This window comes from Leucobacter viscericola, from assembly GCF_011299575.1.
GTDB classification, from domain to species: Bacteria; Actinomycetota; Actinomycetes; order Actinomycetales; family Microbacteriaceae; genus Leucobacter; species Leucobacter viscericola.
Window position 1 is genome coordinate 2,349,094 of record NZ_CP049863.1, and the last position, 11,621, is coordinate 2,360,714.

Annotated in this window: 12 protein-coding genes; 9 read left to right on the forward strand and 3 right to left on the reverse strand. The window is 62.9% G+C overall.

Annotated features, from left to right (window positions below; all coding sequences use genetic code 11):
* Positions 1-30: 30 nt before the first annotated feature.
* From G7068_RS10280 to G7068_RS10315, 8 genes are all read left to right on the forward strand, one after another.
* Complete coding sequence (locus tag G7068_RS10280) at positions 31-2,382, forward strand: M28 family peptidase (RefSeq protein WP_166291757.1); 2,352 nt, start codon at positions 31-33, stop codon at positions 2,380-2,382.
* A 237-nt stretch (positions 2,383-2,619) separates the two neighbouring features.
* A complete protein-coding gene (gene hisC / locus G7068_RS10285) occupies positions 2,620-3,693 on the forward strand; it encodes a histidinol-phosphate transaminase (RefSeq protein WP_166291759.1) in 1,074 nt (357 codons plus the stop codon).
* Between the two features lie 36 nt (positions 3,694-3,729).
* Positions 3,730-4,719 carry an ABC transporter substrate-binding protein gene (locus tag G7068_RS10290; protein WP_166291761.1) on the forward strand — a complete coding sequence of 330 codons (990 nt, stop codon included), beginning with the start codon at positions 3,730-3,732 and terminating at the stop codon, positions 4,717-4,719.
* Positions 4,720-4,807: 88 nt separating this feature from the next.
* On the forward strand, positions 4,808-5,833 hold the full coding sequence (locus G7068_RS10295; RefSeq protein ID WP_166291764.1) for an ABC transporter permease: 1,026 nt from the start codon (positions 4,808-4,810) through the stop codon (positions 5,831-5,833).
* A gap of 6 nt (positions 5,834-5,839) precedes the next feature.
* A complete protein-coding gene (locus tag G7068_RS10300) occupies positions 5,840-6,631 on the forward strand; it encodes an ABC transporter ATP-binding protein (protein WP_166291766.1) in 792 nt (263 codons plus the stop codon).
* A gap of 11 nt (positions 6,632-6,642) precedes the next feature.
* Positions 6,643-7,083, forward strand: a complete 441-nt coding sequence (locus G7068_RS10305; protein WP_166291768.1) for an Lrp/AsnC family transcriptional regulator — start codon at positions 6,643-6,645, stop codon at positions 7,081-7,083.
* Between the two features lie 89 nt (positions 7,084-7,172).
* On the forward strand, positions 7,173-7,985 hold the full coding sequence (locus G7068_RS10310) for a tyrosine-protein phosphatase (protein WP_166291770.1): 813 nt from the start codon (positions 7,173-7,175) through the stop codon (positions 7,983-7,985).
* 33 nt (positions 7,986-8,018) lie between these two features.
* On the forward strand, positions 8,019-8,597 hold the full coding sequence (locus G7068_RS10315; protein WP_244304442.1) for a DapH/DapD/GlmU-related protein: 579 nt from the start codon (positions 8,019-8,021) through the stop codon (positions 8,595-8,597).
* A 3-nt stretch (positions 8,598-8,600) separates the two neighbouring features.
* On the opposite strand, the gene G7068_RS10320 is transcribed toward G7068_RS10315, so the two are convergent.
* Positions 8,601-8,807 (reverse strand): hypothetical protein, encoded by a 207-nt coding sequence (locus tag G7068_RS10320; protein ID WP_166291772.1) that lies wholly within the window; start codon positions 8,805-8,807, stop codon positions 8,601-8,603.
* 77 nt (positions 8,808-8,884) lie between these two features.
* Here G7068_RS10320 and G7068_RS10325 point away from each other — a divergent pair, with 77 nt between their 5' ends.
* Positions 8,885-9,469 carry a GNAT family N-acetyltransferase gene (locus tag G7068_RS10325; protein ID WP_425280479.1) on the forward strand — a complete coding sequence of 195 codons (585 nt, stop codon included), beginning with the start codon at positions 8,885-8,887 and terminating at the stop codon, positions 9,467-9,469.
* 77 nt (positions 9,470-9,546) lie between these two features.
* Here the strand turns inward: G7068_RS10325 and G7068_RS10330 are convergent, their stop codons facing one another.
* Both G7068_RS10330 and G7068_RS10335 read right to left on the reverse strand, forming a co-directional pair.
* Positions 9,547-10,230 (reverse strand): response regulator, encoded by a 684-nt coding sequence (locus G7068_RS10330; protein WP_166291776.1) that lies wholly within the window; start codon positions 10,228-10,230, stop codon positions 9,547-9,549.
* On the reverse strand, positions 10,227-11,525 hold the full coding sequence (locus G7068_RS10335) for a sensor histidine kinase (protein ID WP_166291778.1): 1,299 nt from the start codon (positions 11,523-11,525) through the stop codon (positions 10,227-10,229). The genes G7068_RS10330 and G7068_RS10335 overlap by 4 nt, the downstream gene beginning before the upstream one ends.
* Between the last annotated feature and the right edge of the window lie 96 nt (positions 11,526-11,621).

An 11,621-nucleotide genomic window follows, 5' to 3' on the forward strand; every position in this document is an offset into this window, starting at 1 on the left:
GCCAGGGGACGGAACAGAATTCTCGGCGCCGTGGGGGCCGCCGTCATCATTGTTCCGCTTGCGTTTACCTCGACCACCGCGCTCGCGGCGCCCTACACGCCGCCGGGCGCGGCCGAGGCAATCGCCTCAAACACCTACCTGCCCGACTACGTGAAGGAGTACGCGAGCCAGGCCAACGCCGCCAACGCGTTTGAGCACGTTCGCCACCTCGCCGTCGACATCGGCCCTCGTGTTGCGGGAACGGCCGCGGAAGACGCCGGTATCCAGTACGTGAAGTCGCAGCTCGAGTCGTACGGCTTCACGACCGAGGTCGAAACGTTCCCGGTGAGCGCGTCGACATACGCCAATGTGACGCCAAGTCGGGACACGGGGTTGCAGGTGAGCTGGCAGTATCGCCCCGCCGCGAACGCACTCTTCACCGGATCGGGCGCACCAGTAGTCGCGGAGGTAGCCGATATTGGATCCGGCGCGACTATTACGCCCGCCGCCGTGAACGGCAAGTTTGTGTTGGTCGATTGGAACGCAACCGCGGCGACGCGCAACGCCATCATCACCGACCTGGTGGCGGCTGGTGCCGCGGGCATCATCTTCACGATGACCACCGACAATAGCTCGCTCGCAAACCCTGGCACCGTTCCCGCCGCGGCGGCCGGCATTCAGGTGCTCGGGGCAGCGTCGGGTCAGGGGGCGAGGATCAGGGAACTCCTGGCGACCGGCCCTCTGACACTCAGCATCAAGACCGAGCAGAGCCGCACTACAAGCTCCAACGTGGTCGGTGTTCGCCCGGCCGTTGGCGACACGAACGGCACCGCCCCGATCGTGTACATCGGCTCGCACATCGACTCCGTTGTGGGCAGCCCCGGCGCGAGCGACAACGCGTCTGGTGTTGGCATTATGCTCGAGACCGCGCGCATCATGAGTAAGTACTCACTCGACACCGAGATTCGTGTTGGGGCCTGGGGTGCCGAAGAGAAGGGTGTGGTCGGCTCGAAATTCCATGCGCAGAGCCTGACCCCCGAGGAGATCGCACGTACCTACGGCGCTTGGAACATGGACATGGCTGGCACCTCGTTCGCGGGAACCGCTTCGCAGCCCACCGAGTTCTGGGGTCTCTCCGTCGACGAGAATGATGACGACAACAAGGTGCTGAACCAGGCGAACGCCGTTTCCGAGCACACCGATCGCGGTGCGATGAACCGTGGGTATGTTGGCCGGAGTGATCACCAGTCGTTCCGCGACGTTGGCATTGACGCCGCCGTGTTCAGCTGGATGTACTGGTCGAAGCCGACCTCTATTGTGCTCGAGCCGACGTACCACAAGCCTTCCGACACCATCGATAACATCTCGCAGGATCGTCTGGGGATCGCCTCGGAGTTGATCGGTGGATCCGCCTTCCGTGCCTCGCTGAACACCGTGAACGTGAAGGTCACCGACGAAAACGGCGGCAAGGCCGAGGGTGTTCCCGTTGCTATGTCGTGCGGTGACGATGATGGCTGGCGTAAGGTCGGCACCACTAACGACGAGGGTGTTGCCTCGGCGCTCGCCCCGCACGTTGACTGCGACGTTGCGGCTGTTGCCACGAACGGAGCCGTTGGTGCCACACTCGGCAAGACCATCGCGGGTGAAACCGATGTTGAGATCCCGTTGATCCTCGATAAGACAGCCCCCGCGGTGTCGATCACGACGAACAAAGCGGCACCGGTTTCGGGTTGGTACACCGGCCCGGTAGATCTGATCGTGACCGCTCGTGACGAGGTTGACCAGGCGCCCGACCTTGAATACTCACTCGACGACACCACCTGGAGTGCCTACGCGGCGCCCGTCACGGTGGCCGCCGAGGGAACAACCGCGTTCAAGGCCCACGCGACTGACGGGGCAGGTAACGTCGGCGAAGCCACCCACGAGGTGAAGATCGACTCCATTGCGCCGACACTCACCGCGACCGCGAGCAGCGTCACGCGCGGAACTGTGTCGGTGTCGGCTAAGGACGAAACCTCGGGTGTCGACTCCATTGAGTATCGCCTGCTGCCGAAGGGCAAGTGGACCTCGTTTGAAGCGGCAGCTCCGGCGGCCACAGCTGGGATGACCGCGGCGCTCGCGAGTGGTGACGTGATTCGTGGAACGTTGCCGATTGGCGCCGACGCCACAAGCGTCGCGATTCGCGCAACCGATGTCGCTGGCAACACGAGTGCACTTGCGAGTGTGGAGTTCGAAGCGGGACCGCCCAAGGTGATTCCGCCCGAGGGCATCACGAAACCCAACGATCCGCTCGCCACAACCGGTGCTGAGCAGTCTGTCGGCATCGGTGCGCTCGTTGCGGCATTGCTGACCGCGGGCGGTATCTCGCTCTACGCAACGCGCCGCAGGCGCGCAAAGGCGTAATAGGCGCGATCACCCGGGCCCACCTTGCCAGGTCATTGAACCGTGCAAGGTGGGCCCTTAAACGGTCTAAATCGTGACAATCCGGCGCCCTCGCATCCAAAAGGTAACGATTTGTCTATCAGATTGCTGCTTTGCCCTCACAAGTGTTTGGCGCAACACTAAACTGCTGGAAAGCGGCGGCGATGAGGCCCGCACGCTTCCCCCTCAGCAACGAAGCTTAAGGATACAGAAGGCACAATGGTGTACCAGCGAGAAGTCGTCGCGTCGCTCCCTGCATACGTTCAGGGCAAGTCGATCCCGAACGCGGTCAAGCTCTCATCGAACGAAAACCCGTACCCTCCACTGGCGTCCGTGCTTGAGACGGTTCGTGAGCAGGCCGGTTCCTTCAACCTGTACCCAGACATGTCGGCTCGGGATCTGGTCGAACGCATCGCGCGTCACCTCGATGTGAGGCCCGAAGAGGTTGCCGTGGGTGCCGGATCCGTTGAGGTTGCCGCCCAGCTGATTCACGCGTGTGCAGGCGAGGGCGACGAAGTGATGTTCGCGTGGCGCTCGTTCGAGGCGTATCCGATTTTGGTGCGGGTTGCCGGGGCGACTCCCGTGCCGGTGCCACTCACCACGGACGACCGGCACGACCTCGACGCCATGCTTGCCGCGATCACCGAGCGCACGAGACTGATCCTCGTGTGCACACCGAACAACCCGACCGGCGCCGTGGTGACCCGCGACGAGATGCAGTCATTTCTAGACCGTGTGCCCAGCGACATCCTCGTTGTTATTGACGAGGCCTACACACACTTCGACGACGACCCCGATTCGGCCAGCGGCCTCGAGTTCTTCAGAAACTACGACAACGTTGCCGTGCTGCACACCTTCTCGAAGGCGTACGGCCTGGCGGGGCTGCGGGTCGGTTATGCGGTGGCTCACGAAGAGGTCGCCGCGAACCTGCGCCGTGTCGCCGTGCCCTTCGGAGTGAGCGCGCTCGCGCAAACAGCCGCGATCGCCTCGCTTGACGCCGAAGAAGAACTGCAGGATCGCATCGACCTTATCCGCGAGGAACGTTCCCGGGTGCTGGCAGCGCTCCGCGAGGGCGGCCTGGAGGTGTTCGACTCCAGGGGCAACTTCATTTGGCTGCGCACGGGAGCAAACACTGTGGCGATTGACGAGGCGCTGCGTGAACGCGGTATCGTTGCTCGCGCCTTCCCAGGAGACGGTATTCGGGTCACCATCGGCACGCCCGAGATGAACGATGGCTTTATCGCCGCTATTCTGAGCGCGGCAAGACTAAACGAACCTTCCTTGATTTCCTGAAATACATCCGCAATACCAGTTAGGAGAAGAGTCACTATGAAGAAACGAAAGCTTGCAGCAGGTCTCGCCCTCGCGGCGGCCAGTGCACTTGTTCTCGCGGGCTGCAGCAGCAGCGGCGATGACAAGGGTAAGACCGATGACAGCGCGAAGTCGTACTCGATTGGGGTTATTCAGCTGGTGCAGCACCCCGCTCTTGATGCCGCAACCAAGGGCTTCCAGGACGCATTCAAAGATGCCGGCGTTGACGTCAAGTGGGACGTAAAGAACGCAAACGGTGAGCAGGCAACCGCCGTCACCATGGCACAGGGCTTCGCGTCCGGTGGTTCAGACCTGGTGCTCGCGGTGGCAACCCCCGCTGCGCAGGCAGCCGCGCAGGCGATCACCGACAAGCCGGTTCTGTTCACCGCCGTGACCGATGCTGTGTCGGCCGAGCTCGTGAAGTCCAACGACAAGCCCGGTGGCAACGTGACCGGTACGAGCGATGCTGCTCCGATCGAGGATCAGCTGAAGCTGCTGAAGGAGATCGTTCCCGACGCAAAGACCGTTGGCATCGTCTACAGCTCGGGTGAGGTGAACTCTGAGGTGCAGGTAAAGGCCGCGAAGGAGGCCGCGAAGGGTCTTGGTCTTGAGATCAAGGAAGCAACCGTCACCACCGCAAACGACATCGCGCAGGCCGCTGAGTCGCTCGGTGACGTTGACGCGTTCTACGTACCGACCGACAACACCGTCGTGTCGGGCATCTCCGCACTGGTGCAGGTCGCAGAGACGAAGCAGATCCCGATCATTGGTGCCGAGTCGGGCACGGTCGAGGGTGGCGCTGTTGCGACACTCGGAATCGACTACACCAAGCTTGGTCACCAGACCGGCGAGATGGCACTGAAGATTCTGCAGGACGGCGCGGATCCCGCAACCATGCCCGTTGAGGTTTCGAAGGAGTTCACCTACGTGGTCAACCCCGACGCCGCGAAGCGCATGGGTGTGACGATCCCGAAGGATATCCTCGATAAGGCCGACACTGTCGGATAGTTGTTCGATCTGCTGGGTGGGAGGGCGCTCGCTCGGCCCACCCAGCAGACCAACCACTCCATTCGACGCAACATAGAAAGACCAGTTCATGATTGGTGCACTCGAGCTCGGGCTCATTTACGGAGTGATGGCCCTCGGGGTCTATCTCACATTCCGTGTCCTCAACTTCCCTGACCTGACGGTTGACGGGAGCTTCACAATGGGCGCCGCGGTCGCTGCCGCGCTAATCACAAACGGTCAAAACCCCGTTATCGCCACCATTGCTGGCGGTGCGGCGGGGGCGCTCGCCGGTGTCTGCACGGGGCTGCTACACACCAAGGGCAAAATCGACGGCCTGCTGGCCGGTATTCTGACCATGATCGCGCTCTGGTCAGTCAACCTGCGCATTATGGGCACGGCAAAAGAAGGATCGGCCGTCGCTGCCAACCTGCCGCTGCTGCGCGCAGACACTGTGTTCACCCCCATGAAAGAGGCCGGTCTGCTCGGCACCTGGGTCGGTGTGCTCATCCTCTTTATCGGGGTCATGATTTTCAAACTGTTCGTTGACTGGTTGCTGTCGACCAACCTCGGCCTCGCTATTCAGGCGACCGGCGACAACGGACCCATGATTCGCAGCTTCGGTGTGAGCACCGACCGCACCACGATCCTGACCCTCGCCGTCTCCAACTGCCTCGTCGCGCTCTGCGGTGCCTTCATCGCGCAGTACCAGGGCTTCGCCGACATCAGCATGGGTATCGGCCTGATTCTTGTTGGCCTCGCGTCCGTGATTCTCGGCCAGGCCGTGTTCGGGCAGCGCTTCATCTGGCTCGCGAGCTTCGCCGTGGTCTTTGGTGCTGTGCTCTACCGCATGATCATCTTCTTGGCGCTGATGGCAGGCCTCGACCCCAACGACATGAAGCTCATCACCGCGGTGCTTGTTGTGGCAGCGCTGCTGCTGCCGCGCTGGGGCTTCTTGAAACGCATACCGTCGCTCAGAGGGCGCGGGGGTCGCGCCGCACCGCGGTCGGACTCTGACCCGAACGTAGCTCTCACTGCCGGGGTTGGTGTTGTTGGGCTCGAGGAGTCCGAGAAATCTGCCGCCATGGAGTCCTCGACCAGCGCCGGAGAAAGGTAGCTCACGATGCTAGAGATCAGCAACATCAGTAAGACCTTTTTCCCGAACACCGTCAACGAGCGCAAGGCGCTTGTCGACCTCAGCCTGAACCTCAACGAGGGTGACTTCGTGACCGTCATCGGCTCGAACGGTGCCGGTAAGTCGACGCTGCTCAACGCCGTTTCGGGCCGATACACGGTCGACTCGGGCAATATCGAGGTCGACGGGCAGCGAGTCAACCGTCTGAAGGAGTACCAGCGCGCCAAATACATCGGCCGTGTCTTTCAGGATCCGATGGCCGGCACCGCGCCAAACCTCACCATCGAGCAGAACCTGTCGCTCGCCTTGCGCCGCGGCAAGCCGCGCGGTCTTGGGCTCGCACTGACCTCCAAGCAGCGGGAGCGCTTTCGCGAAGAACTCAAAGCGCTTGAGCTTGGCCTTGAGAACCGGCTCCCCGCAAAGGTGGGTCTCCTCTCCGGTGGCCAGAGGCAGGCACTCTCGCTGCTGATGGCCGGGTTTACGCACCCGCGCATCCTGCTGCTCGACGAGCACACGGCCGCGCTCGATCCGCAGCGAGCCGAGCTCGTCTCGAACCTCACCGAGCGCATCGTGTCGCAGGGTGGGCTCACGACGCTGATGGTGACCCACAACATGGAGCAGGCCCTGCACCTTGGTAACCGGCTGATCATGATGCACGAAGGGCGCATTGTGTTCCAGGCCTCGGAAGAAGAGAAGCGCCAGCTCACCGTGCCGCTGCTGCTTGCCGAGTTTGCCAAGATCAAGGGAGCCATGCTCGACGACCGAGCGCTGCTCGCCTAGGCCAGTGACCTATGGACCTCGACGAGATCGATCGCGAGATACTTGACGTGCTCGCGGCCGACGCCAGAGTCTCGATGACGACCCTGGCGGAGGCCGTGCACGTCTCGCGGGCGAGCGCGCACGCACGGTTTCGGAGGCTCGTTGACAGCGGGGTGATTCGCGGCTTCACGGTGCAGATGAACCCCGTGCTCGCGGGCAAACGGACCTCTGCGTACGTGACCATCTCGGCGGATCAGACCGAGTGGCAAGACCTGCGAGACCGCTTGACGGGAATTCCTGAGGTCTGCCACATCGCGCTGATCGGGGGCGAGTTCGATGTGATCGCGCTCGTGAGGGCCCGGGACAATCAAGATCTGCGGCGAGTGGTGCTCGAAGAAATCCAGGCGATTCCGGCCGTGCGCGGCACGCGCACCCAGCTCATTTTTGAGGATTTCGACACCGCCGGCGTGTAGCTGTTCGCGACGCTTTTCGCCTCTTCCGTTTGCTCAGTGCCCACCGATACGATGACCCATACAGGGGTCGTTTCGAAGAAGGTGGGGCCATGAGTTTCGGTTCGGATTTGCAGGGGACACACAACGCGCGCGGTTTGGCAGGGTTGCCCACCGACGGAGGGCAAAGCATCGCGGAGGGTGTGCTGTTTCGCTCCGACTCACTCTCTGCGCTTACGCCTGAAGGGGTTGCCGCGTTTCGTGAGTATCGCATCGGCACGGTGATCGACCTGCGCACCGACGCCGAGCGCAGCCGGGCCGCCGACGTACTTCCGACCGACAACAGCGTCACGCTGATCCCGCTCCCCGTGCTTGGCGGTGCGATGGACGAGATGGCACGGGGGCTCATGCCCGCAGCAACTGCAGGTTCTAAGACTCAGCTCTCGTCTGAGCAGCTCTCAGCGATCCTGGATCAGGTGCCGACGCTGCAGCAGCTCTACGTTGGTATCCTCTCAAGCAGCGCACGCCAGTTTGCTGAGCTCGGTCGTGCGGTGCTCGCGGGTGTGGCGACGGATCGGCCGGGGGTGCTCTTTCACTGCACCGCGGGGAAGGATCGCACGGGTCTTGCAGCGGCGATTCTTTTGATGCTGGCAGGGGTGGATCGCGAGACCATCGTCGCCGACTACACCCAGACCGAAGAGAACCTTGCCGGCGCGTTTGCCGAGGCGCTGACCGGGCTCATTACGGGGTTTGGATTGCCGCTCACCCCCAAACTCGATCAGCTCGCGACTAAGTCGCCCGCGGCAGCGATTGAGGCAGCCATGGACTGGATCAGCGAAAACTACCGTGATGCCGCCGGGTACCTGCAGTCGGGCGGCATGACGGTTGAAGAGACCGACAAACTGCGACGCACGTTGCGGGTGTGATCCTGACCGCCGCGAATGCCTCAGAATAGCTGAGTGAGCAACAACGAGTTTCTGCGCATTCACGACCCCGAACGGCTCGCCGCGGGGGAGCGAGTGCTCGGCCCAGAGTTTCGGGCGATGAGCGAGCGTGTGATCCTTGCCACCGAGCTCACCTCGCGGCTGAACGTGCTGCCGTTTGACGACGAGGCTGGCCGGGCTGCACTGCTGGAGCAGATACTGGGCCGCCCACTGCCGCCGCGAGCGACCATCTACCCGCCCTTTTACACGGACCACGGCTTAGCCATTGAGCTCGCAGAGCGGGTGTTCATTAACCAGGGCTGCACGTTTCTCGACTACGCGGGCACCCGCCTTGGCGAGGGTGTGATGGTCGGGCCGAAAGTGACGTTTATTACCGTCGGGCACCCGGTGGACCTCGAGGATCGACGTCAGTTTCTTTCGGGCGCACCAATCGACGTTGCGGAGAACGTGTGGATCGGGGCCGGAGCCATGATCCTGCCGGGTGTCAGTATCGGTCGTGACGCCGTGGTTGCGGCGGGCACGGTTGTCGCCGAAGACGTTCCGGCGGCGAGCCTTGTCGCCGGGCCGAAGGGGAGCGTGAAGCGCCGGTGGTAGCGCCTAGGCCTGGCCGTTGACCATGCGGGTGCGCAGGTCTTCGCTGCGGGCGATGTCACCCTGAAGTGACTTCAGCAGGTCGCGATCGACGGGCTTTGACTGCTCGACTTCTTCAACCTGCGCTTTTGCGGCCTCGATCTCTGCGTCGAGACGCTCGAGTACGAGGGCTTGAACATTTTCGGGGAGCCCGAGAAAGCCAGGAGTTTTCATCCACTCAGCATACAGTCAGTCTGTCTGTTATGACAGACTTGAACGTCGAGTGTTTCGGTCATGACGGAGGAGTCAACTTGCTGCAGCATCCAGGTACCCTGCGAGGTCGAATCGTCACGCTGGAGCCCCTCACCGCTGAACACGCGGAGGGGTTGGGCGCTGCGGCCGAAGACGGTGAGGTGTGGCGACTCTGGTACACCCAGGTGCCACGGCCCGAGGGCATGGCGGCAGAGATCGAGCGCCGTCTCCAGCTGCAGCGTGAGGGCTCAATGATCGCCTTTGCCTCGCGACGCAACGACACTGGCGCGTTGATCGGCATGACCACCTTTATGCACATCGACGCGAAGACCCCGCGTGTGGAGATTGGTTCCACGTGGAACGCGGCAAGCGCGCAGGGCACCGGCACCAACGCCGAGTCGAAGCTGCTGCTGTTGCAGCACGCCTTTGATGTCTGGGGCTGCACGGCGGTTGAGTTTCGCACTGACTTCAATAACCACCAGTCGCGCGCGGCGATTGCGCGCCTCGGGGCGAACCAGGACGGTGTGCTTCGTGCCCACCAGAACAGCAATGGTTACCTGCGCGACACGGTTGTGTTCTCGATCACGCAGCCAGAGTGGGCCGGGGTGCGGCTTGGGTTGGAGCACCGGCTTCGCAAGTACTGAGTGCGCCGAGTGAACGCATATCAACCTTCTGATCGTTCAGAATGTTGGCTTGGGTTCACTCGAGCGGGTTGCTGGGTCTACCCCTGCGTGTGTGCCCACACGACGGCCTGAATGCGGTCGCGCACCCCTAGCTTCTGCAGCAGGTTCGATACGTGGGTCTTCACCGTGGCTTCACCGAGAAACAGCTCCGCCGCGATCTCAGAGTTCGACTTTCCCTCCGCGACAAGGCTGAGCACTTCTCGCTCGCGATCAGTGAGCCGGGCGTCGTCCATTGCATCCTTGAGGGTGTCGGATCCTGAACCCCCTTCGGCGGTCACGGCAGCACTGGGCGCGGCCTCGCGGTCCGCCGAAACCCGCTCAATCACCGCGCGTGTAACGTCTGGGCCGAGGAGGGCGTTGCCCGCGGCGATCGTGCGCACCGCATCGATGAGCTGTTCGGCCCGCGAGGTTTTGAGCAGAAAGCCGCTCACGCCCGCCGCGAGCGCATCGAACAGATACTGTTCGTGGCCAAAGGTGGTGAGGATCAGCACGCCGGTCTCGGGCTGCTCGGCAAGAATCTGGCGGCTCGCCTCGATGCCGTTGAGCAGGGGCATCTCGACGTCCATGCAGATCACGTCGGGTGTGTGTTTCGCCGCGGCAGCTATGGCGTCCTCGCCATTGACGGCCTCCGCGATCACCTCAATGTCTGGCTCAGACTCGAGAATGATTCGAAACCCAGAGCGCACAAGCTCCTGATCGTCAACCAGCATGACCCGGATCATGCGCCGCCCTTCTGTGCGCCCTCAAGGGGCACCGATGCTCGAACAATAAATCCGCCGCGTTCGCGACGCCCCGCACTGACGGTACCACCGACAGCACCGATGCGTTCCTGCATGCCGCGCAAACCGAGGCTTGATCCGTTTGGTCTGGCCGAACCGGCGCCCCTTGACCCGCGGAGTGTCTGCCTGACTCCGTCGTCGCTCACCTCGACCTCGACGGCCTCTGGTGAGAAGCGCAGCCGTACGTCGGCGGCGGCTCCCCGGCCGGCGTGCTTGCGCACGTTGGTGAGGGCCTCCTGCACGACCCGGTACATCGCGACGTCGACGAGCAGCGGCAGCGGTCTCGTGTCGCCGGCGACGATCAGTGTTGTCGGTAACCCCGAGCTCTGCGATTCGGCGACCAGGGCCCCGAGCTGCGCGATGCCGACGGTTGTGGATCCGCTCTCCGCCTCGGGCGTGCGCAGTGTGTGCAGGAGGCGACGCAGTTCTTCGACCGCGGTGTGTGCGCTCTCTTCAACAACCTCAAGCGCGCGGGATGCCTGATCGGGATCGCGCTCCAAACTGCGGCGAGCCGCAGCCGCTTGAATGCCCATCACCGAGACGTGGTGGGCAACAACGTCGTGCAGTTCGCGGGCGATCGTGATGCGGTCGAGGGCCACTGCCTGTGCTGCGCTTGTTTGCCGCTCAAGGTCGAGCTCTCGCCCCTGCGCTTCGAGGCGGGCCACTGTTCGGGCCGCGCGCCAGGAGCGCTCACCAAAGAGGAAGGCGCCGACAAAATAGATCAGGTTGGTGAGCACCTGCAGCACCGCAAACGTGGCGAAGGCCGAAAAGAGGCCGGTGCGCGGGACGCCGGGGTAGGCGTCGGGGTCTGAAGAAGAGATGACGAGCGCGATGACGACCCAGAGCAGCATTGCTGCCGTGATCCCGAACCTGCTCCAGAATGCGAGGCGACGATCCTGCTCCCACGCACCAACGGTGTACAGCGCAATAAATAGCGAGACGTTGGTGACCAGTACCTCCGGCACGTCAAACTGGCCGCAAACAAAGAACCCGATCGCAACCACAATCGCAACCGGCACCGGGTAGCGGCGCCTAAGTGTGAGTGGCAGCGTGCAGAGTCCAATACCCAGCACGATCACCCAGAGGTCAGCGGGGTGTTTGTAGAACTCCATGCGCTGATAGAGCAGGGTTGTCAGTACCGCTGAGAGAGCGAGACCGAGCGCTAGTGCAGCATCGGCCCGGATTCCGGTGCGATCGGGTTTCGGGCGCACCCAAACGGCACTCGCGGTTGATGTCATGTGTTCCAGGCTAGAGCTTCACGGGGGAGGACGCCTCCGCCCAGAGGGGGAGCAGCCGGTTTGTGTGCTTGCGCAGATTCCACCTTGCGGGGGAAG

Bases quoted from the DNA above. Each gene is read 5' to 3' on its own strand.
- G7068_RS10320 (WP_166291772.1), bottom strand. From the start codon at position 8,807: ATGAAAACTCCTGGCTTTCTCGGGCTCCCCGAAAATGTTCAAGCCCTC.
- G7068_RS10290 (WP_166291761.1), top strand. From the start codon at position 3,730: ATGAAGAAACGAAAGCTTGCAGCAGGTCTCGCCCTCGCGGCGGCCAGT.
- G7068_RS10330 (WP_166291776.1), bottom strand. From the start codon at position 10,230: ATGATCCGGGTCATGCTGGTTGACGATCAGGAGCTTGTGCGCTCTGGG.
- G7068_RS10305 (WP_166291768.1), top strand. From the start codon at position 6,643: ATGGACCTCGACGAGATCGATCGCGAGATACTTGACGTGCTCGCGGCC.
- G7068_RS10310 (WP_166291770.1), top strand. From the start codon at position 7,173: ATGAGTTTCGGTTCGGATTTGCAGGGGACACACAACGCGCGCGGTTTG.
- G7068_RS10335 (WP_166291778.1), bottom strand. From the start codon at position 11,525: ATGACATCAACCGCGAGTGCCGTTTGGGTGCGCCCGAAACCCGATCGC.
- G7068_RS10300 (WP_166291766.1), top strand. From the start codon at position 5,840: ATGCTAGAGATCAGCAACATCAGTAAGACCTTTTTCCCGAACACCGTC.
- hisC (WP_166291759.1), top strand. From the start codon at position 2,620: ATGGTGTACCAGCGAGAAGTCGTCGCGTCGCTCCCTGCATACGTTCAG.
- G7068_RS10295 (WP_166291764.1), top strand. From the start codon at position 4,808: ATGATTGGTGCACTCGAGCTCGGGCTCATTTACGGAGTGATGGCCCTC.